Here is a 21,788-nt window from a genome sequence, read left to right on the forward strand (position 1 = left end):
TCATGCGCTTTTCAATAAAAGCTCTGGGATGTGCGCTGGCGGTGTCCCTGGCGCTAACGCCTGTTATGTCAATGGCTTGGGAAAAAGATAAAACATACGCTATCACTATTTTGCATACCAATGACCATCACGGCCACTTCTGGCATAACGACCACGGTGAATATGGGCTAGCGGCGCAAAAAACGCTGGTCGATCAGATTCGTCAGGAAGTGGCGAGTAAAGGGGGCAGCGTACTGCTGCTTTCCGGCGGTGATATTAATACTGGCGTGCCAGAGTCCGATTTACAGGATGCAGAGCCAGATTTCCGCGGTATGAACATGGTCGGCTATGATGCCATGGCACTCGGCAACCACGAATTCGATAATCCGCTGTCTGTCCTGCGTCAACAGGAGAAATGGGCGAAATTCCCGCTGTTATCGGCCAACATTTACCAAAAAAGCACTCACCAGCGCTTATTTAAGCCTTATGCCCTGTTCGACAAGCAAGGTGTGAAAATCGCGGTTATCGGCCTGACAACAGACGATACGGCCAAATTAGGCAATCCTGAGTATTTTACCGATATCGAATTCCGTAACCCTTCTACGGAAGCCAAGCAGGTTGTTGAGCAATTGCGGAAGAGTGAAAAGCCAGATGTGATTATTGCCGCGACGCACATGGGGCACTATGACGATGGTAATCACGGATCGAATGCGCCAGGTGATGTGGAAATGGCGCGTAGCCTGCCGGCTGGCTATCTGGACATGATTGTCGGTGGTCACTCGCAGGATCCAGTCTGTATGGCGCAGGAAAATAAAAAACAGGTGGATTATGTGCCGGGCACGCCTTGTGCTCCCGATCGCCAGAACGGCACCTGGATTGTTCAAGCGCATGAGTGGGGTAAATATGTCGGCCGTGCCGATTTCACATTCCGCAATGGTGAATTGAAACTTGAGCACTATCAGCTGATACCGATCAACCTGAAGAAAAAGGTAGAGAAAGACGGCAAGACCGAGCGTGTTTTCTATACAGATGAAATCACGCAGGATCCTGATGTCATGAAAATGCTGACGCCGTTCCAGGAAAAAGGGCAAGCGCAGCTAGGTATCAAGATCGGTAGCGTGAAAGGGAAATTGGAAGGTGACCGCAATCAGGTGCGTTTCCGTCAGACCAATCTGGCACACGTACTGCTGTCAGCACAGCTTGAGCGTGCCGGGGCTGATTTTGCCATCATGAGCGGCGGCGGTGTGCGTGACTCGATTGAATCAGGTGATATCACCTATAAAGATGTCCTGAAGGTTCAACCGTTTGCCAACACGCTGGTTTATGTGGATATGAAAGGCAGCGACGTTGAGAAGTATCTGGCCGTCGCCGCCAATAAAAAGGTGGATTCCGGTGCCTATGCGCAATTCCTCAATGTCAGCCTGACGGCAGATGGGCAGGGCGTGCAGAATGTGAAAATCAAAGGTGAGCCGTTGCAGGCAGATAAGGTTTACCGCATGGCAACGCTGAACTTTAATGCGATGGGCGGTGATGGTTACCCACGCCTTGATAACCTTCCTGGCTATGTCAACACGGGATTCGTTGATGCTGAAGTGCTGAAACAATACATCGAGAAGCACTCTCCGCTGGATGCGGAAGCTTACGCGCCGAAAGGCGAAATTGTTTATAAATAACCAATAGTGATGGCGGTTTTTGTCTCCTAACTGATGACATAAACCGCCTTTTTTCTGGGCATTATTCTGAGACGCCGCGCTGCATTTAAGCCTTTCACTGCCAAAAAGGAATGAATCCAACTTTCTGATTTAATTCATTAAAAACTTATGTTTAGTAACGCGCTTTAAAATATCAGGCTTGCTAAATACACGATACTCCTGAAACACCTTCACCAACGGAGTAGTCGGTACGATGAAAAGCGTAAATATTGAAATTAACGTCTGCGGCAACGCGGAAAAACCAACCTGTACTGTTAATCCCCCCATTCAAGCTGATTCCCATACTTGTTGCCATGTGGATATGGATAATAAGTGCGAACCTCAACCCGGTGTTTCTGGCGTTACCTCTGTATTCGGACGTACCGGTATCGTGACTGCACAACCTGGTGACTATACCGCCGATCAGATTACCGAAACGGCCACCAGAAAATTTGCCTCGCCGGATGAAAAAGCAGTGTGGAATGCAAAGCAGGCTGAATTAATTTCTGGCACGACTATCCGTACGCTCTTTGGTCAATCGCTGCTGGGCAGTGGTGATATTTCACCGACGCCAGCGCAGATGGGGGTTGCGGCTGCGAATCACACTCACACCACATCAGAAATCACCGACTACACACAAAAAACGAAGCAGCTGATTCATTCCTCGCTGGAAGCTGGGGTAGGCGTGACGCTGAGCTATAACCCGGTGAATGAAAAAACCATTATCAGTGCAACAGGCGGGGGAGCCGGCGGCGGTTCTGGCTATATCGTCGCCGAGCGACTGGGCGCAACGGCAGGACAAAACCATGCGTTCAGCATTAATCCACAAAATGCATTTAATCTCGCGGCGTATGCGCTAAAAGAAGAAGCCGGAGCGGCGAATCAAACTTACGTTGTTGATGATTTTGACGCATCCAGTGAAGCCAATTACTATGCAACAGATGATGTTATTTTTGATGGTGTGGCCAATCTTTATACGGGATCAAACTATCAATTAACATCGGATGGAAAATTTTATTCTGCCGAAATAAAATCTGATGGTGAAGCGATAAGTATTTTTCAGAGAACGCCAACAACACCAGCAACGGTGGAAAATATTATCCCTGCAATGACGGCTAATAACGTCCCAACTGGCTATGAAGCCATCGCGAGTTCAAATAACAGAGACCCTGGCGCTGTGTCTGCGATATATAAAGCCTTTAATCGATCACAGGTAGGTGGATCTGATTCATGGACTAGTGATGCTGCTCCTTCAACCTCATCCCCACAATGGGTAGGAATAAAACTTCCCACACCTTTCCGCATACAGGGGTACTCTGTTGTTACCCGAAATCAATCTGGGTATTCAAATTCGCCGCGTACCTGGACGTTTCAGGGGAGCCACGACGGCTCCACGTGGACGGTATTGCATACTATTGCAAACGATACTCAAAATACCCCAGGCCAGAAACGTACGTATGTAATTAATAATGATGTTAGTTTTCAATATTATCGTATTCACATAACATTAGCGAATTATGGGGTTTTATCATCATTCGTTGGTGTTGAAGAACTGGAGATCTATGATTCTCTGGAAAAATTTGTAATTAGCCATGATGGTAAGAATTACAGTGTTAATAATGGTTTGTTATCAGAAATCGAGGGTGAATTAACAGCAGAAAAAATTAATATGCTGGGGGTGAGTAGTTTGAGTAACCTGCCATTATTGTTTACTAATCCAGTGAAAGTAATATCAAATTCGGCAATGAAGATTGAAACGCAATATACTCCATATTCACAAATCATGATCCAATCCGCGTCGGCTTCACTAGCGAGTTACAGCCAGATCAATTCCGCCACACTAACGGCCACGCAGACGGGTAACGGTAAAGTACGTATCGCTGTCACGCGTGATTTGGTTAATTGGCATGTATTGCAGAACGGGGCGTGGGTTGATGTTGGTATGCTGTCAGCAGATACCGCAGGTGCAGAAGCATTGGTTGCGGACGGTATGACGCCAGCAGAGCTCGGCGGTATTACTGAGGCACAATGGACGCAGCTGTTTTCATCCAATAACGGCGTGCCGGACTCGCTTGCGTTCGCGTTTGCACTCGATATCACCGACCCGGTAACAGACGTTGCGACCATTGACCGACTGGTGTTGAACGTTAACGATGCTTCCAACTGGAAAGTGCAATCTCCTGAGGAAGTGGAAATCCGCTGGCGCACCGACAGTGTGACATTCCGCACCGCGACGGCGGGTAATTACAAACTGGCATATCAGGTTCCGTAATCGCGCACTACATTTAACACTCTATTGGCCGCGGACGTCGCGGCCTTTTCGTTTTATACCGCCCAAATTATCCCCAGCCACTTACTGCGTCATTCTAACCGCTTAGCTCGCTATTCTGCCGCCTACCCAAATACCCACCACACGCGCGTACGCGATGGCGTAATGTGCCGCCATTATCTTCCTTTATCTGAAATACGCGATAACCCACGTTATCGCATGACGCATTACCAGGGTTTATTTTTCTATAGCTAACAAAATCAAACGATTGTGATTTTTAATTGAAGGATGTCTTATGAAGAGCAGTTCCATTCTTAAACACATCCCCTGGATGATTCTTGGAATCATTGGGGCTGCCTGCCTCGGCGTAGTCGCACTACGTCGCGGTGAGCATATCAGTGCATTATGGATTATTGTTGCTTCTGTCGCTGTTTACCTCGTGGCCTATCGATACTACAGCCTGTATATCGCACAAAAAGTCATGCAGTTAGATCCGACCAGAGCAACACCCGCCGTTGTGAATAACGACGGTCTTAACTATGTGCCAACGAACCGTAACGTCCTGTTCGGACACCACTTTGCTGCTATTGCAGGCGCAGGTCCGCTGGTTGGGCCGGTACTGGCTGCGCAGGTCGGCTACTTGCCGGGCACCTTATGGCTGCTGGGCGGCGTGGTGCTGGCGGGGGCGGTACAGGACTTCATGGTACTGTTTATTTCGACCCGTCGTAACGGCGCGTCGTTAGGCGAGATCGTTAAGAAGGAATTGGGCCCGGTACCGGGTACAATTGCGCTGTTCGGCTGCTTCCTTATCATGATCATCATTCTTGCCGTATTGGCACTGATCGTGGTTAAAGCGCTGGCAGAAAGTCCGTGGGGCGTCTTTACCGTGTGTTCTACGGTGCCGATCGCGCTGTTTATGGGCGTTTACATGCGCTTTATCCGCCCAGGTAAAGTCGGTGAAATCTCGGTGATCGGGATCGTGCTGCTGGTGCTGGCAATCTGGTTTGGTGGCGTAGTAGCACATGACCCGTACTGGGGGCCGGCACTAACCTTTAAAGATACCACCATCACCTACACGCTGATTGGTTATGCTTTCGTTTCCGCACTGCTGCCGGTATGGTTGATTCTGGCACCGCGTGACTATCTGGCGACCTTCCTGAAAATTGGTGTCATCGTCGGTCTGGCAATTGGTATCGTGATTCTGAATCCCGATCTGAAAATGCCAGCGGTAACACAGTTTGTGGATGGCACCGGTCCGGTCTGGAAAGGTACGCTGTTCCCATTCCTGTTTATTACGATTGCCTGTGGCGCGGTGTCTGGCTTCCACGCGTTGATTGCTTCCGGTACTACGCCGAAATTGATGGCTAACGAAAACGATGCACGTTTCATCGGTTACGGCGCCATGCTGATGGAGTCTTTCGTGGCGATCATGGCGCTGGTTGCGGCGTCTATCATCGAACCGGGTCTGTACTTTGCGATGAATACTCCGCCGGCGGCGTTGGGTATTACGATGCCGGATCTGCACCGACTGGGCACAGCAGATGCGCCGATGATTCTGGCACAGTTGCAGGACGTATCCGCCCACGCGGCAGCGACGGTCAGCTCTTGGGGCTTCGTGATTTCTCCTGAGCAGATTCTGCAAACGGCGAAAGATATCGGTGAACCTTCCGTTCTGAACCGTGCAGGCGGCGCACCTACGCTGGCTGTTGGTATCGCACACGTGTTCCACCAGATCATTCCAGGTGCCGACATGGGCTTCTGGTATCACTTCGGTATTCTGTTTGAAGCGCTGTTTATTCTGACGGCACTGGATGCAGGTACGCGTGCTGGTCGTTTCATGCTGCAAGATCTGTTGGGTAACTTCGTTCCGTTCCTGAAGAAAACCGATTCTCTGGTTGCTGGTATGATCGGTACGGCGGGCTGTGTCGGTCTGTGGGGCTACCTGCTGTATCAAGGTGTGGTTGATCCACTGGGCGGCGTGAAGAGCCTGTGGCCGTTGTTCGGTATCTCTAACCAGATGCTGGCTGCCGTGGCGCTGATTCTGGGTACGGTTATCCTGATTAAGATGAAACGTACGCAGTACATCTGGGTAACGCTGGTTCCGGCGATTTGGCTGCTGATCTGTACTACCTGGGCGCTGGGTCTGAAACTGTTCAGCGACAATCCTCAGTTGGAAGGCTTCTTCTACATGGCTAACATGTTCAAGGGCAAAATTGCGGAAGGTGGTGCCGAGCTAAGCGCGCAGCAGATTTCGAACATGAACCATATCGTGACTAACAACTATACCAACGCCGGTCTGAGCATTCTGTTCCTGATCGTGGTGTACAGCATTATTGCGTACGGTATTAAAGCGGCACTGGCTGCACGTAAAGTGGCTGAACGTACCGATCAGGAAACACCGTATGTTCCGGTTCCTGAAGGTGGCGTGAAAGTCTCTTCCGGCCACTAAGTGACTCGCGCCCGTCAGATTTTGCGAGACAGCTAGCAAGGCTGAACGTGAAAGATGACGGGTACAGATACCCTGTATAATGTATAACGTTATACAGGGTATTTTTTATCTAGCCGCTATTGCAGGCGATGGTCTGGAGGTAATGATGTTCGGCAATCTGGGAAAAGCAGGAAAATATTTGGGCCAGGCGGCGCGTATGCTGGTCGGTATGCCAGATTATGATACCTATGTGCAGCATATGCAGACTAATCACCCGGATAAACCTGCGATGACGTACGAAGAATTCTTCCGCGAACGCCAGCAGGCGCGTTACGGCGGAGACGGCAAAGGCGGGATGCGTTGCTGTTAACGACTTGGGATCTGTTATGACTCAACCACTTTATGTCACCATTCTGACCGGGTTTCTCGGTGCTGGGAAAACCACCTTATTACGGCATATCCTGAATGCCGAGCACGGCTACAAGATTGCCGTGATTGAAAATGAATTCGGCGAAGTCCCGATTGATAATACGTTGATCGGTGAACGTGCCAGCCAGATTACGACGCTGAGCAACGGTTGCATCTGCTGTACGCAGTCCAATGAGCTGGCCGATGCGCTGCTCGATCTGATCGATGGCGTGGATAACGGCACGTTGGATTTTGATCACGTCATCATTGAATGCACCGGTATGGCCGATCCGGGGCCGGTGGCGCAGACCTTCTTCTCGCACGACGTTATCTGTGAACGCTTTGTTTTGGATGGGATTATCACGCTGGTGGACGCAGTACATGCCCAGCAGCAGCTCGATCAATTCACCATTGCACAGTCGCAGATTGGTTACGCCGACCGCATACTATTAACTAAAACCGACGTGGCAAGCGAAGACGAGACGCTGCTACCACGTCTTCAGCGTATTAATGCGCGTGCACCGATCTACCCTGTGGTACATGGCGATATCGATCTGAGCGTGCTGTTTAACATCGACGGTTTTGTCCTCAGCGACAAGCTGGACGTGAAAACGCCAGTATTTCGCTTTGTTGCCCCTGCGCAGAATAACGTGCAATCAATCGTTGTGTATCTCGATAAGGCGGTTGAGCTTCAGTCTGTTTCTGATGTGATGGAAAACCTGCTGCTGCAATTCTCTGATAATTTGCTGCGTTATAAAGGCATTCTAGCCATCAACGGTGATGATCGCCGCCTGCTGTTTCAGGGCGTTCAGCGCTTGTATAGCGCTGACTGGGACAGAGAATGGCACGCTGATGAAGAAAGAAAGAGCGTTCTGGTATTTATCGGTGTGGATTTACCTGAACAGGAAATCCGTGACGCTTTCGCTCGCCTGACGGCATAACGCCATTTATCTTCTCTGTGCTGGTCGCTCAGGCCAGCACTATTCCCCTCGATCCTACTTTCTTTTACATTCCTTGTTTATGTGGCGCACAGCCTCTCTACCATAGGTAGATTTGCAGCATGGGAATTGTGCAATTGCATGAAAAAAATCCTACCTTATTGTAATTATTACGAATACATCTAAAACGTGATCGCCTCTCGTTTTTTAATGGAATAGGAGTGGTATTTTATTAAAACGATATTTCATTATTTAGTGGGGTTAAGTATGCGTAGTGGTCTTGCTCTGTCATTAATGGCTTCCTGCATCACATTGGGTATTCAGGCTGGTTCGGCACAAGCGGCCAGTTCAGTAAAATTCCCAGATAAAATCTGTGACGTCACGCAATACGGGGCCGAAGGCCACCGCCTACAGATCGCACTGAACACCCAGGCTTTCCAGAAAGCGATTGATGACTGTGCTGCGGCTGGCGGCGGAACGGTACACGTTCCTCGCGGTAACTATCTGGTTGATCCGCTGTTCCTGAAAAGTAACATCAGGCTGGATCTGGCAAAAGATGCGACCATCGTCGCGTCGACCGAAGAAACTGCCTATCGTGCGACGGAAAAAACCAAGTACGCAGAAGCGGAAAATGGCTGGCTTCCCTTTATCAGTATTGCCGATGCACAGAATGTGGCGATTACCGGCCAGGGAACCATTGATGGGCAGGGCGCTGTCTGGTGGGAGCGCTGGCGTGCCAATATTCGTGCAACCGGCAAGAAAGGCGGCACCGATCGTCCACGTCTGATTTATATCAAAAGCTCGAGTAACGTGCTGGTGGATGGCGTCACGCTCACGCATTCCCCGAGCTTCCACGTTGTAATGCGTTACTCGCATGATGTGGATGTGAACGGTACTCGGATTCTGTCGCCATGGCATGCGCCAAATACTGATGCTATCGACCCGATCGACAGCCAGAATATCCGTATTACCAACAACTATATCGACTGTAATGACGACCATATTGCGATAAAAGCCGAAAAGCCGGATAGCCGCTTCCCGAATGGCGTCGTGGATAACATCTATATCGCCAACAATATCCTGAAGCAGGGGCGCGGTATTTCTATTGGCAGTGAAACCTCTGGCGGCGTGAATAATGTGCTGGTTGAAAACAATCAGTTCGAAGGTTCCATGTACGGTATCCGCATTAAAACCTTGCGTGGTAAAGGCGGCGAAGTGAAAAACATCACCTACCGTAATATCAAAATGGTTGATGTCGAAATCCCGCTGGTTTTTGCTGCTTACTACAAAGCCGCACCGATTGTGCAGGCTGAAGTCGACAAGATGCTGGCCGAAGGCGGCTTCACGATGGGTGAGCAAATTTATCCGCCGGATACCGATCCAGAGCAGCCGTTCGATCAGTACAAGACGCCGCATTTTAGCAATGTGACGATCGAGAATCTGGAGTCGACCGGTAAGACCAAGGCTGCGGCCTATATTATCGGCGTACCTGAAGCCCCACTCAGTGGTTTCCACTTTCATAATGTGCGTATTGATGCGGACAAAGGCATTCGCGTAAGGAACGCTGAGCTGCAAACCAAAGGCCTGACGCTGAATGTGAAAGAAGGCCCGGTGATGCAGTTGGATAAAGGGGCGAAAGTCGATCAGTAATCGATTATACCCTAAATAATTCGAGTTTCGGGAAGGCGGCAAGGGAAGGAATCCCGATGAGCTTACTCAAGTAAGTGATTCGGGTGACTGAGTGCAGCCAACGCACATGAAACTTGAAGTATGACGAGTATATGAAGCGGTAGCAGGGGACACACTGGTCGTGGAGTCCTCTGCTACCTGCTTCGCTCTAATACTACATCGTCAGGCAGGTTGTTTAATGACGAGCCTTAATCATGCCTGGCGATATCGGCAAAGGTGGCGCGCAGCAGTCGCGCCAAATCGTCTGCCGATAGTTCTATATCCAACCCACGTTTACCACCGGAAATGAAAATAGTACCGAACTGGCGTGCTGGTTCATCGATCACGGTTGGTAACCGTTTCTTCTGCCCAAGTGGGCTGATTCCTCCTACCAGATAACCAGTGACACGCTGAGCGATGACTGGATCGGCCATATCCGCTTTTTTAGCCGACAGTGCACGGGCAACTTTCTTGAGATCCAGCATGCCGGCGACTGGCGTAACGGCCACGGCGAGATTTTTCGCATCACCATTCAGAGAAACGAGCAGCGTTTTATATACCTGTTCTTTATTCAGTCCCAGCTTTCTGGCCGCTTCCTCGCCAAAGTTGGTTTCATCGCTGTCGTGGTGGTAGCTGTGTAGCGTAAAGGCGACCTTGTTTTTTTCGAGCAGATTGACTGCGGGTGTCATGATTTCACTATCCTTAACCCTGTTGCGGGCCTATCTTACCGACGCGGCTACGCGTCATTGCATGTTCTTTGATGGGATTACGGTATGACCGTTTTTAAGCAGCGTGGGTAAATTCTCATCGCCATACAGATGCAGTGCGCCTACGGCCACAACGTAATTTCCGGGCGGTAGCGCCTGAAGTTGCTGTTGCCAGCGGCGGTTACGCTGGCCCATCAGCAGGTCGGTCATTTCATTGCTGAACGTCGCGGGGATATCCGGCGTATATTTGCCGGGCCTGCTGTCTAGCCACCAGCCCACCATCGTTTGTAGCAAATGTGCGTTAGTGCGCCAGTGTTTAATCGTATCCTCTAACAACAGTAGGCCGCCCTGTGGCAGTTGTTGTAATAAATCAACCTGTGTCTGCTGTCCTTCCAGCTCGATAACCTGAATACCGTGAGATTTCGCGACGTTAATCAACTGATAATCGATGCCGTAATCGGGGCGTAAGCCCAGCAACTGTGCCTGTCTCGCTTGGAGCATCAGTGCGGCCTGCCAGGCAGGGAGCGTACTGATGTTACTCTCATCGAAAGAGAGCGACTCGCAGATTTTTTGTAGCTGACGGTAATTTTCCGGGCTGAGGCGCTGTACGAGCGGTGGCTCGGCGTCATTGTGTCCGAAGGGGGAATGTGAATCGGATATATCGGCTTCGACAATGAGTGCGGTCGCCTGCCGGAGTTGTTGCAACAGCGTATCGGGTAGCGGTGCCATATCCTTGCTACCCATATGAATGCTACCGACCAGATGCAGTTGTCGTTCATTGTTAAGCCGAACGTCTATCGCTGGGTAGGCGTAAGCCAGTGGTGAGATAAAGCCAAGAAAAGTCGCGATTCTACGCAGCAGTTGCCCCATTGATTCCGTCTCCTGATGTGGAATAACTATGCTAAACGCTAGATGCGGAACAATACAAGGTATACCGATCTTAAGGGTATGGAGGCCTATGTGTTTGGTTACTCATTCTCTATTGATTCTCCCTATGCGTAAATATTGATGAGTGTGTATTGGTGTGTATAATAAAATCAGGTTAGGAGGATACATGAAATCAACTGACCTGATAAAGGAGCTGGCAGCGGCAGGTTGTGAGTGCAAACGGCATAACGGCGGGAGTCACCAAATATGGTGGTCACCCATTACTGGAAAAACATTTCCAGTGCCGCATCCAAAAAAGGATTTACCACTTGGAACTGTCAAATCCATCAAAAAAATGGCGGGGATCTGATCCCCGCCTTTTCGGAGGCAATATGTTTTTTTCAGTCGGTGTAGAAACGCCAAAAGATGATGCTACGGCATATGGGCTGATCGTTCCGGCGTTGTGTACTGATGATTATGGCTGTTTCTCAGCAGCTGACAGCCAACAAGATATTGCACGCATGGCGCGGGAAGCGATTTTAACGCTTATTGATGAAGCGATGAGCTGCGGAAATCTGGATATTAAACGACTTAATGACGCTGGACACCTTATCTATGCGGCGATGCCAGATTTTGCGGACTACGATAGTTGGTTCGTGCTGGATGTGGATTTATCGGCTTTTGAGGGAAAACCGCAGCGATTGAATATTTCTCTTCCCGATACGTTGATACAGCGTATTGATAATCGCGTGCGAGAGCAGCCGGGTACTTATCGCGATCGCAGCCATTTTTTGGCAGAAGCCGCACGCCATGAACTGGAGTAAGTGCGGCTGAATGGTCTGGTTGCAGTGATAAGATCACGATAATTTTCGGCAAAGGAAAACGCGGCACGTCTCAACAACGCGCCGCGTTTGTATTACTGGCTTTTAGGTTTAAAACGTAGCAGGCGGTTAGCGTTGCTGACCACCGTGATGGAGGAGAGTGCCATCGCCGCACCGGCCACCACCGGGCTGAGTAGCGTTCCGGTCAGCGGGTAAAGCATGCCTGCGGCAATGGGGATTCCCAGCGAGTTATAGATAAACGCGCCAAGCAGATTCTGCTTCATGTTGCGCAGCGTGGCATTGGAGAGCGCCAGCGCATCGGCGACGCCGTGCAGGCTGTGGCGCATCAGCGTGATAGCCGCGGTTTCAATCGCGATATCGCTGCCGCCGCCCATCGCAATACCGACATCGGCCTGCGCCAGCGCCGGCGCATCGTTGATGCCATCACCAATCATGGCGACGCGCTTGCCCTGAGCCTGTAGTTTTTTGATGGCCTCCGCTTTGCCGTCTGGCAGCACCCCTGCAATCACCTGATCGATACCCGCTTCTTTAGCGATGCTCTTCGCCGTGAGCGGATTGTCTCCCGTTAGCATGACGAGCTGATAGCCCTGCTGGTGGAGACGCTGCAAGGCGCTGACGCTATCCGCTCGCAGCGGATCGTGGATGGAGAACACCGCAATGATGTGACCATTCGCCGCAAGCAATACTGGCGTGATACCGCGCTGAGCCTGTTCGTCGATCAGCGTTTCGCCTGCGGTGGTATCGATCTGATGCTGTTTGAGCAGCACAGGATTCCCCAACAGCAAATGTGCATCACCGATCTTGCCGCTGACACCGAGGCCGCGCAGCGTGCGGAACTGTTCGGCTTGCGTGAGCGTCAGACTCTCTGCTCGTTCAAGAATCGCTTTTGCCAGTGGGTGATTCGAGCCTTGCTCCAGCGAGGCCGCCCAGGTCAGCGCCTGAGCTTCCGTCACGTTGGCGAAGGTATGAATCGCCACAACGCGCGGCTGTCCTTCGGTTAGCGTGCCGGTTTTGTCGAACACCAACACATCCAGCTTGCTGGCCTGCTGTAAGGCATCGGCATCACGCACAAGGACGCCAAACTCCGCAGCCCGCCCGACGCCAGAAATAATCGACATCGGCGTTGCCAGCCCAAGTGCACAGGGGCAAGCAATGATCAGAACGGTCGTGACGATAATGAGCGTGTAAACAATTTGCGGCTGTGGCCCTACGAAGAACCAGACTGCGCCGCTGAGAAGCGCGATGGCCAGGACGACAGGAACAAACACGGCAGAAATACGATCCGCCAACTGGCCGATCGCGGGTTTGCTACTTTGCGCCTGCCTGACCAGTCTGATGATTCGCGATAGGGTGGTTTGGTTGCCGATCGCATCCGCACGAAAGAGGACGCTGCCGTCGGAAACCAGCGTGCCTGCGTGAACCGTATCGCCGGATGTTTTGGCTTGCGGGATCGGTTCCCCGGTCAGCATGGCTTCATCCACCCACACTTCGCCTTGTAAGATCTCGCCATCGACAGGAATACGGTCGCCGGTTGTCAGGCGCAGCGTCATGCCGGACTGTACCTCGGATAGCGGAATGGCTTTTTCGCCTTCTGGCGTTACGACGCGGGCGGTGGGGGGCGTCAAATCCAGTAACCGTTCCAGCGCCCGCGAAGAGCGTTGACGGGCGCGCTGTTCCAGCGCATGACCGAGGTTGATTAAACCGATGATCATGGCGCTGGCTTCATAGTAAAGGTGACGCGCCGCCATGGGGAAAAGATCCGGCCACAGGTTGACGGTAATAGAGTAAAGCCAGGCAGCACCCGTTCCCAGCGCGACCAACGTATCCATGGTCGCGGTGCCGTTTTTCAGGCTGCGCCAGGCGTTACGGTAAAAATGACTGCCGGCGAACACCATCACCGCTAGCGTCAAAATACCGATGACCAGCCACGGCGTTTGGCTTTCCGGCGTCAGGCTCATGCTGCCGCCGAGAACACCCCACAGCATCAGCGGTACACCCAACAGTAATCCCAGCGCGGCCTGCCATTGGAAGCGGCGAATAGCCTGCTGAGAGGTTTGCTGCTGGCGCGCGCGGCGTGCGTCTTTGTCCTGAATAATTTCCGCGCCATAGCCCGCTTGCTCAACGGCGGCGATCAGTGCTTCTGGCTCGGCGTGACCGTTGACCAACGCGCTACGTTCGGCCAGATTCACCCGCGCCTGCGTGACGCCGCTGACGTTTTGTAGCGCCGTTTGTACGCGGTTCACGCAGCTGGCGCAGCTCATCCCTTGAAGCAGGAGCTGTACGCTATCGTCATCGCGGGTGGCGAGTGGTGTCATTGCCGGAAGAATACTCTCGGCCGCTGGCAGCGCTTCCGACGTCGTCGCTACCTGTGCCAGCGGCTCAGTTTTTGGGTGAACGCTCTCCTGTACGCTGGCGTGATAGCCGGCTTCTTCAATGGCACTAATTAGTGTTGTGGCTTCAACGTTGCCGTACACGGTTGCCTGCTCTGTGGTGACCTCCGTCGCCACGACGCCGGGAATGGCCTCCAATACTTTACGTGTAGCGGCGACGCAGTGATTGCAGCTCAGGCCGGAAAGCTGGAGTGAGACATCCGGCGTGGTAGCAAGCTGTGCTTCGTAGCCAGCCTGCTCAATAGTGTCAATCAACGTCTGGGAATCAACGTCACCGCTGACGCTGGCGTACTGCTGTGTGACATCGGTCTGTTCGACCGCAGGCAGCGCGTCCAGTGCTTTTTTCACGCGTTGGACACAGTGTCCGCAGGTCAGCCCCTGCAATGACAACAAGATGGTTTGTGACATAATAATTTTCTCCCGTGATCACAGCCGGCGGTGAAAGACGTTGACCGGCCATCTGATTTCTACTAGTTATTGAGTAAGGTAAACCTTCTAGCAAGGGGAGGGTCAAGGGGGAAATCATGAATATCAGTGATGTTGCGAAAAAAACCGGTCTTAGCAGTAAAACCATTCGCTTTTATGAAGAGAAAGAACTTCTGACTACGCCGCTGCGTTCTGAAAATGGTTACCGCAGCTACGACGACCATCACGTCGAAGAGCTGACGCTGCTGCGTCAGGCGCGTCAGGTTGGTTTTAATCTGGATGAATGCCGCGAGCTGGTGACGTTATTTAACGATCCGCTGCGGCGAAGTGCGGATGTCAAAGCGCGAACGTTGCAGAAAGTGCAGGAAATCGAGATGCATATCGAAGAGCTGAAAACGATGCGTGAACATTTGCTGGCACTGGCTGAACAGTGTCCCGGAGATGGGGGCGCGGACTGCCCGATAATCAATAATCTGGCGGGCTGTTGTCAAAAAAGATAGTGTCAAAAGGATAGCATCATAAAGGGGAGACCGGCTCCCCCCAAATAATGCGTTATGTTAGCGCTCAGCCGGGCGCACATGCAGCGTGATACCATCGATGGCAATCACTTCAACATGCGTACCGGCGGGCAGATCCTGTTCTGATTTCACTCGCCAACTGCTGTCACCGATGTTTACTCGCCCGAAACCGTTGATCACCGGGTCAGTCAGCGTTGCGCGCAGTCCAACTAGTTGTTGCCCGCGTTGGTTGAGCGTCGACTGTGGACGTGACAGCGTTCGTTTACGCAGCCAATACCACCAGAGTAGCGCAGTAACTATTGTCAGGATGGCGAAAATCGTTCCCTGCAACGGCCATCCCAGTGGCACCACCCACGTTACTAGCCCAACCAATACGGCCGATAAACCGCTCCACAGCAAATAGCCACTGGCACCCAGCATTTCGGCGGCCAACAGCAGACCGCCGAGCGACAGCCAGAACCAGTGCGCATTTTCCATCACCAGTTCAATGCCCATTATTGACCTCGGCTGTTTTTGCTATCTTTAATCAGTTCCGTGATGCCACCGATAGCCCCCATCAGGTTGCTGGCTTCCAGCGGCATCATGATCACTTTGCTGTTATTAGAAGAACCGATCTGCTGTAACGCATCGGTATATTTCTGTGCGACAAAGTAGTTAATCGCCTGAATGTTACCTGCCGCGATGGCTTCGGATACCATTTTAGTCGCCTGTGCTTCCGCTTCTGCTGCACGCTCACGCGCTTCCGCTTCAAGGAAGGCAGATTGGCGTTGGCCTTCGGCTTTCAAAATCTGCGACTGTTTTTCCCCTTCGGCTTTCAGAATCGCCGCTTGACGTACCCCTTCGGCTTCCAGAATATCGGCACGCTTGTTACGTTCTGCTTTCATCTGCGCGTTCATGGCAGCAATCAGTTCAGCCGGCGGGCGTACGTCGCGAATCTCGATGCGGGTGATTTTCACGCCCCACGGATTAGTGGCTTCGTCAACAATGTGCAGCAGGCGGGTGTTGATGCTATCGCGCTGAGACAGCATCTCGTCCAGCTCCATGGAACCCAGCACCGTACGGAAGTTGGTCATGGTGAGGTTCACGATAGCCTGTTCCAGATTGCTAACTTCATAGGCGGCGCGCGCCGGATCGATTACCTGAATAAAACACACAGCATCAATGGCCACATTGGCGTTATCGCGTGAGATAATTTCCTGAGAGGGGATATCTAATACCTGTTCCATCATGTTGATTTTACGACCAACGCGATCCATAAACGGCACGACCAGATTCAGCCCTGGCATCAGCGTTTTGGTATAGCGACCAAACCGTTCCACAGTCCATTGATATCCCTGAGGTACGATTTTGATGCCTGACCAGACGATGATGAGTGCAACAAAGATCAAAATAGGAATGACGGTGAGCATATTTTAAAACCTCCAGGTTGTTTTATTTCGGTCAAAAGGCTATTTCAGCGGATAGTGTAACTCACTTGAGTATGAAAGCGGGCAGTAAATCCGCCCGCCAGTAAACGCGGTAAGGAGAATGTCCTTTGAAGGATCGGGGGCTAGATATCGAGTTCGATGTCGCCTTGCGGCATACAGCAGCAGGGGAGAATTTCATCCTGTTGGATGCAGGCCAGCGGGGTTTGACGATATGCTACTCTGCCTTTTACCAGACGCAATCGACAGGAGCCGCAATAGCCGGAGCGGCACTGATATTCAATGCTGACTCGGTTAGATTCCAGCACATCCAGCAGGGAAGCGCCGTCGTCTGAACAGGAAAACTGCGCACCAGATGTGCGCAGTGTGATCGTTGGATTGTTCATCGATTACAGTTGGAAATCGCTCAGATCGTCGTCGCTGATTTCTGAATCGATTTGGCCGACCAGATAAGAGCTGACTTCAACTTCCTGCGGCGCGACCTGTACGTTATCGGACACCAGCCAGGCGTTGATCCACGGGATTGGGTTGGTGCGCGTCTGGAACGGCAGCGGCAGCCCAACCGCCTGCATGCGGATGTTGGTAATGTATTCCACGTACTGGCACAGAATATCTTTGTTCAGACCAATCATCGAACCATCACGGAACAGGTATTCAGCCCACTCTTTTTCTTGCTGAGCAGCGAGCACAAACAGGTCATAACACTCCTGCTGACACTCTTCGGCAATCTGCGCCATTTCTGGGTCGTCATGGCCCGAACGCATCAGGTTCAGCATGTGTTGCGTGCCGGTCAGGTGCAGCGCTTCATCACGGGCGATCAGCTTGATGATTTTAGCGTTGCCTTCCATCAGTTCGCGTTCTGCAAAAGCAAATGAACAGGCGAAGCTGACGTAGAAACGAATGGCTTCCAGCGCGTTTACGCTCATCAGACAGATATACAGCTGTTTTTTCAGCGTATGCAGGTTCACGGTCACGCTCTTGCCGTTAACCTGATGCGTTCCTTCACCCAGCAGATGATAGTAGCTGGTCATCTCAATCAGCGAGTCGTAGTAACCGGAGATATCTTTGGCACGTTTTAGAATCTCTTCGTTCGTGACGATATCGTCGAACACCAGCGATGGATCGTTAACGATATTACGAATGATGTGCGTGTAGGAGCGTGAGTGGATGGTTTCCGAGAAAGCCCAGGTTTCCACCCAGGTTTCCAGCTCAGGGATAGAAATCAGCGGCAGCAGCGCCACGTTCGGGCTACGTCCCTGAATCGAATCCAGCAGCGTTTGGTATTTCAGGTTGCTGATAAAGATGTGTTTTTCATGATCGGGCAGCGCCTGATAGTCGATGCGATCGCGGGATACGTCGACTTCTTCTGGACGCCAGAAGAAAGACAGCTGTTTTTCGATCAGTTTTTCGAAAATTTCATACTTTTGCTGATCGAAACGCGCGACGTTAACCGACTGGCCGAAGAACATCGGTTCTAGCAGTTGGTCATTTTTATTTTGTGAAAACGTGGTATAGGCCATGAGTCTCTCCAAAAAAATGCTGGGCGCATTTTTTAACGCCGCTTGTAAAGGCCCATAAGGGGCGGGCAGCGACGCCTGCTATAAAAGATGAAAGGCTGCATCGGCAGCCTTTCATTATTGGCTTAAATCTTACACGCGCCGCCTTCGCAGCCGTCGTCCTGTGGTTCTGCTAACAGATCGTCTTGTACATCTTCAGCGCCGTCACGGGTGTTTTGGTAATACAGCGTTTTAACACCGAATTTGTAGGCTGTGACCAGATCTTTCAGCAGTTGTTTCATCGGTACTCGACCTGATGGGAAACGTGACGGATCGTAGTTGGTGTTGGAAGAGATCGCCTGATCGACAAATTTTTGCATCAAACCAACCAATTGCAGGTAACCATCGTTGCTTGGCATATCCCACAGCAGTTCGTAAGCGTCTTTCAGTGTCTCGTACTCCGGCACCACTTGACGCAGAATGCCGTCTTTGGATGCTTTAACGCTGATGTGGCCGCGCGGCGGTTCAATACCGTTGGTGGCGTTGGAGATCTGAGATGAGGTCTCAGATGGCATCAGCGCGGACAGCGTGGAGTTACGCAGACCGTACTCTTTGATGTCGTTACGCAGCGCTTCCCAGTCGAGATGCAGCGGTTCGTTACAGATCGCATCCAGATCGCGCTTGTAGGTATCGATAGGCAGAATGCCCTGCGAATAGGTGGTTTCATTGAACCACGGGCAGGCTCCTTGCTCACGTGCCAGCACATTCGATGCCTTCAACAGATAATACTGAATAGCTTCAAATGTTTTGTGTGTCAGGCTGTTGGCGCTGCCGTCAGAGTAGCGCACGCCGTTTTTCGCCAGATAGTAAGCGAAGTTGATCACGCCAATACCTAATGTACGGCGACCCATTGCACCACGTTCTGCCGCGGTAATCGGGTAGTCCTGATAATCCAGCAGGGCATCCAACGCGCGTACGGCCAGCGTCGCTAGCTCTTCCAGATCGTCTAAGCTATTGATGGCACCGAGGTTGAAAGCAGACAGCGTACACAGCGCGATTTCACCGTTTTCATCATTCACGTCGTCCAGCGGCTTGGTCGGCAGCGCAATTTCGAGACACAGGTTGGACTGGCGAACGGGCGCAATCTGTGGATCGAACGGGCTGTGCGTGTTGCAGTGGTCAACGTTCTGAATATAGATACGGCCTGTAGAAGCACGCTCCTGCATCATCAGGGAGAACAGCTCGACCGCTTTGATGCGCTGTTTGCGGATGCTGTTATCCTGCTCATATTGCACATACAGGCGCTCGAATTCATCCTGATCGGCGAAGAAAGCGTCGTACAGTCCGGGGACGTCAGACGGGCTGAACAGCGTGATGTCTTCACCTTTTACCAGACGCTGATACATCAGTTTGTTCAACTGCACGCCGTAATCAAGGTGACGAACGCGGTTACCTTCTACGCCACGGTTGTTTTTCAATACCAGCAGGCTTTCTACTTCCAGATGCCACAGCGGGTAGAACAGTGTAGCAGCCCCGCCGCGTACGCCACCCTGAGAGCAGGATTTAACCGCCGTCTGGAAGTGTTTGTAGAAAGGAATACAGCCAGTGTGGAAGGCTTCACCGCCGCGAATCGGGCTACCGAGCGCACGGATACGTCCCGCGTTGATGCCGATACCGGCACGCTGGGAAACGTATTTCACGATCGCGCTGGAGGTCGCGTTGATGGAATCCAGACTGTCGCCACATTCGATCAGCACGCAGGAGCTGAATTGACGCGTTGGCGTACGCACGCCTGCCATAATTGGCGTCGGCAGAGAAATTTTGAACGTAGAGATCGCGTCATAAAAACGTTTAACGTAATCCAGACGCGTCTCACGCGGGTAGCCGGAGAACAGGCAGGCGGCGACCAGAATGTACAGGAACTGGGCGCTTTCGTAGATATCACCGGTGACACGGTTTTGTACCAGGTATTTCCCTTCCAGCTGTTTCACCGCCGCATAGGAGAAATTCATGTCACGCCAGTGATCGATGAAACCGTCCATTTGGGCGAATTCTTCGGCGCTATAGTCTTCCAGCAGGTGCTTGTCGTACTTGCCCAGTTCAACCATCTTGGTGACGTGAGTGAGCAGGGATGGCGGCTCAAATTGGCCGTAGGCTTTCTTACGCAGATGGAAGATAGCCAAACGCGCGGCCAGATATTGATAATCCGGGCTTTCGCGAGAGATCAGGTCGGCTGCGGCCTTGATGATAGTTTCATGGATATCAGAGGTTTTGATGCTGTCATAAAACTGAATGTGTGAACGCAGTTCGACCTGAGAAACGGAGACATTGTGTAAATCTTCTGCGGCCCAAGCAATGACGCGGTGGATTTTATCCAAATTGATTTTTTCTTTACTGCCATCGCGTTTGGTAACGAGCAAGCTCTGGTTCATGTTGGGATTTACCTGTTGGTGAAAATAAAAAATATCCCCTGTTTATTCACAGAAACACGCCTGTGACTAACTCTGTGGATAAATACTAGATATAGATATTTTTTAATAAATGGCTACTACATGGTGAGTATTCTAGTCTGGATTCGTTTGAGTACAAGGCTTGATTTTGGTGTTAATTTCAGGGTGCCGAAGCGTTGGTTTCTCGAAATCCTGATTTTGTAAGGGCTAAGAGGATGTCAATATTCTGTAAAAAAAATAAGTCGTGGTCATTTTGTTGGTTTTTCAGGTAAAACCTGGAAAATTGCGCGGTGAAAAACCACGCAATTTTTAAGAGTATTCTTAATCGGTTCTATTTGTCGTGCCGAGTGTGCAGCATGTAGTTCACGTCCACGTTTGGACCCAGTTTAAAGTGGTCCGTTAGCGGATTGTAGTGCAGCCCGGTGATATGCCTTTCACGCAGCGGTGTACTGTCAACCCAGTGCATCAGCTCTGCTGGGCGAATGAATTTCTTAATGTCGTGTGTGCCGCGCGGCACCATTTTTAGTATGTACTCGGCACCGATAACGGCCATCATCCACGCTTTCGCATTGCGGTTGATGGTGGAGAAAAAGACGTGTCCGCCGGGTTTGACCAACCTGGCACAGGCCTGCACCACGGACTGCGGGTCGGGAACGTGCTCCAGCATTTCCATACAGGTGACGACGTCGTAGAGGCCCGGATGCGCGTGTGCATGCGCTTCTACGGTTTCCTGCACGTAATCGACGGCGACACCGCTTTCCAGCGCATGCAAACGCGCGACCTGCAACGGCTCTGCGCCCATATCGAGCCCGGTGACGTCCGCGCCTTCACGCGCCATGCTTTCGGCCAAAATGCCGCCGCCGCAGCCAACATCCAGCACTTTCTTGCCGAACAGGCCTTCCGCGTGCTGCGAAATATAGCCCAGACGCAGCGGATTAATACGGTGCAATGGTTTGAATTCACCTTCTAAATCCCACCAGCGTGAAGCGATAGCCTCAAATTTGGCAATCTCCTGATGGTCAACGTTCGGAGTTTGATTCTCTACATTCATGTGTCATCACTGCCTTTCGTTATCTTCTACTGCGGCGAGTATACTCCCTTCGTGCTGCAACGTGCAGCGGTGTCCGTTTTCTCTGAGAGATATCCGGTGAATAAAAGTCCATTGGGAAAACAGTCTGTTCAGGGCGGAAGGGAGTTTCCCCCGAAACGGCGGTTTGTGATATAATTTTTCACCTTTTGAACAGTTCACCTAATCTGAACGGTTCACTTTTCTGAACACGGGTAGAT

General features: G+C 51.5%; 18 protein-coding genes. 9 read left to right on the top strand and 9 right to left on the bottom strand.

Translation table 11 applies throughout. From position 1 onward, the window contains the following. The first annotated feature begins 2 nt into the window (after window positions 1–2). The 6 genes from ushA to KKH3_RS04450 all read left to right on the top strand — a co-directional run bounded on the left by ushA (window position 3) and on the right by KKH3_RS04450 (window position 9,363). The gene (ushA, locus tag KKH3_RS04425; RefSeq protein WP_039356242.1) at window positions 3–1,652 is read left to right on the top strand and encodes a bifunctional UDP-sugar hydrolase/5'-nucleotidase UshA; all 1,650 of its coding nucleotides are present in this window, start codon (window positions 3–5) and stop codon (window positions 1,650–1,652) included. Window positions 1,653–1,884: 232 nt separating this feature from the next. Then, window positions 1,885–3,942 carry a discoidin domain-containing protein gene (locus tag KKH3_RS04430; protein ID WP_039356245.1) on the top strand — a complete coding sequence of 686 codons (2,058 nt, stop codon included), beginning with the start codon at window positions 1,885–1,887 and terminating at the stop codon, window positions 3,940–3,942. A 292-nt stretch (window positions 3,943–4,234) separates the two neighbouring features. After that, window positions 4,235–6,388: a carbon starvation CstA family protein gene (locus KKH3_RS04435; protein WP_039356247.1), complete on the top strand. Its 2,154-nt coding sequence runs from the start codon at window positions 4,235–4,237 to the stop codon at window positions 6,386–6,388. Window positions 6,389–6,533: 145 nt separating this feature from the next. After that, window positions 6,534–6,737 (top strand): YbdD/YjiX family protein, encoded by a 204-nt coding sequence (locus KKH3_RS04440; RefSeq protein ID WP_005976130.1) that lies wholly within the window; start codon window positions 6,534–6,536, stop codon window positions 6,735–6,737. Window positions 6,738–6,753: 16 nt separating this feature from the next. Further along, the gene (yjiA, locus tag KKH3_RS04445; protein ID WP_039356249.1) at window positions 6,754–7,716 is read left to right on the top strand and encodes a GTPase; all 963 of its coding nucleotides are present in this window, start codon (window positions 6,754–6,756) and stop codon (window positions 7,714–7,716) included. A 264-nt stretch (window positions 7,717–7,980) separates the two neighbouring features. Then, window positions 7,981–9,363 carry a glycoside hydrolase family 28 protein gene (locus tag KKH3_RS04450; protein ID WP_039356252.1) on the top strand — a complete coding sequence of 461 codons (1,383 nt, stop codon included), beginning with the start codon at window positions 7,981–7,983 and terminating at the stop codon, window positions 9,361–9,363. A 227-nt stretch (window positions 9,364–9,590) separates the two neighbouring features. On the opposite strand, the gene ybaK is transcribed toward KKH3_RS04450, so the two are convergent. Then, window positions 9,591–10,070 (bottom strand): Cys-tRNA(Pro)/Cys-tRNA(Cys) deacylase YbaK, encoded by a 480-nt coding sequence (ybaK, locus tag KKH3_RS04455; RefSeq protein WP_039356254.1) that lies wholly within the window; start codon window positions 10,068–10,070, stop codon window positions 9,591–9,593. A gap of 54 nt (window positions 10,071–10,124) precedes the next feature. After that, the gene (locus KKH3_RS04460; protein WP_039356256.1) at window positions 10,125–10,958 is read right to left on the bottom strand and encodes a TraB/GumN family protein; all 834 of its coding nucleotides are present in this window, start codon (window positions 10,956–10,958) and stop codon (window positions 10,125–10,127) included. A gap of 184 nt (window positions 10,959–11,142) precedes the next feature. Between KKH3_RS04460 and KKH3_RS21540 the strand changes: the two genes are divergently transcribed. Together KKH3_RS21540 and KKH3_RS04465 are read left to right on the top strand one after the other, a co-directional pair. Beyond that, window positions 11,143–11,325, top strand: a complete 183-nt coding sequence (locus KKH3_RS21540) for a type II toxin-antitoxin system HicA family toxin (RefSeq protein ID WP_039485998.1) — start codon at window positions 11,143–11,145, stop codon at window positions 11,323–11,325. Window positions 11,326–11,347: 22 nt separating this feature from the next. Then, window positions 11,348–11,779: a type II toxin-antitoxin system HicB family antitoxin gene (locus KKH3_RS04465; RefSeq protein ID WP_039356258.1), complete on the top strand. Its 432-nt coding sequence runs from the start codon at window positions 11,348–11,350 to the stop codon at window positions 11,777–11,779. A 92-nt stretch (window positions 11,780–11,871) separates the two neighbouring features. Here KKH3_RS04465 and copA read toward each other — a convergent pair whose 3' ends face one another. Continuing rightward, a complete protein-coding gene (gene copA / locus KKH3_RS04470) occupies window positions 11,872–14,595 on the bottom strand; it encodes a copper-exporting P-type ATPase CopA (protein WP_039356260.1) in 2,724 nt (907 codons plus the stop codon). Window positions 14,596–14,711: 116 nt separating this feature from the next. Between copA and cueR the strand changes: the two genes are divergently transcribed. After that, window positions 14,712–15,113 (top strand): Cu(I)-responsive transcriptional regulator, encoded by a 402-nt coding sequence (gene cueR / locus KKH3_RS04475; protein WP_039356262.1) that lies wholly within the window; start codon window positions 14,712–14,714, stop codon window positions 15,111–15,113. Between the two features lie 57 nt (window positions 15,114–15,170). Here cueR and KKH3_RS04480 read toward each other — a convergent pair whose 3' ends face one another. The 6 genes from KKH3_RS04480 to ubiG all read right to left on the bottom strand — a co-directional run bounded on the left by KKH3_RS04480 (window position 15,171) and on the right by ubiG (window position 21,552). Next, window positions 15,171–15,626 (bottom strand): NfeD family protein, encoded by a 456-nt coding sequence (locus KKH3_RS04480; protein WP_039356263.1) that lies wholly within the window; start codon window positions 15,624–15,626, stop codon window positions 15,171–15,173. Beyond that, window positions 15,626–16,540: an SPFH domain-containing protein gene (locus tag KKH3_RS04485; RefSeq protein WP_010301277.1), complete on the bottom strand. Its 915-nt coding sequence runs from the start codon at window positions 16,538–16,540 to the stop codon at window positions 15,626–15,628. Before KKH3_RS04485 ends, KKH3_RS04480 begins: the two co-directional genes overlap by 1 nt. 140 nt (window positions 16,541–16,680) lie before the next feature. Further along, window positions 16,681–16,941, bottom strand: coding sequence for a class I ribonucleotide reductase maintenance protein YfaE (gene yfaE / locus KKH3_RS21545; RefSeq protein ID WP_072034501.1), 261 nt, complete (start codon window positions 16,939–16,941; stop codon window positions 16,681–16,683). 3 nt (window positions 16,942–16,944) lie between these two features. Continuing rightward, entirely contained in the window at window positions 16,945–18,075 is a 1,131-nt protein-coding gene (gene nrdB, locus KKH3_RS04495) for a class Ia ribonucleoside-diphosphate reductase subunit beta (RefSeq protein WP_039356267.1), read from the bottom strand. A gap of 122 nt (window positions 18,076–18,197) precedes the next feature. Next, window positions 18,198–20,483: a class 1a ribonucleoside-diphosphate reductase subunit alpha gene (gene nrdA, locus KKH3_RS04500; RefSeq protein ID WP_039356270.1), complete on the bottom strand. Its 2,286-nt coding sequence runs from the start codon at window positions 20,481–20,483 to the stop codon at window positions 18,198–18,200. Window positions 20,484–20,832: 349 nt separating this feature from the next. Continuing rightward, window positions 20,833–21,552 (bottom strand): bifunctional 2-polyprenyl-6-hydroxyphenol methylase/3-demethylubiquinol 3-O-methyltransferase UbiG, encoded by a 720-nt coding sequence (ubiG, locus tag KKH3_RS04505; RefSeq protein WP_039356273.1) that lies wholly within the window; start codon window positions 21,550–21,552, stop codon window positions 20,833–20,835. Window positions 21,553–21,788: the final 236 nt, after the last annotated feature.

Origin of the sequence: Pectobacterium actinidiae (assembly GCF_000803315.1) — a bacterium.
Taxonomy (GTDB): domain Bacteria; phylum Pseudomonadota; class Gammaproteobacteria; order Enterobacterales; family Enterobacteriaceae; genus Pectobacterium; species Pectobacterium actinidiae.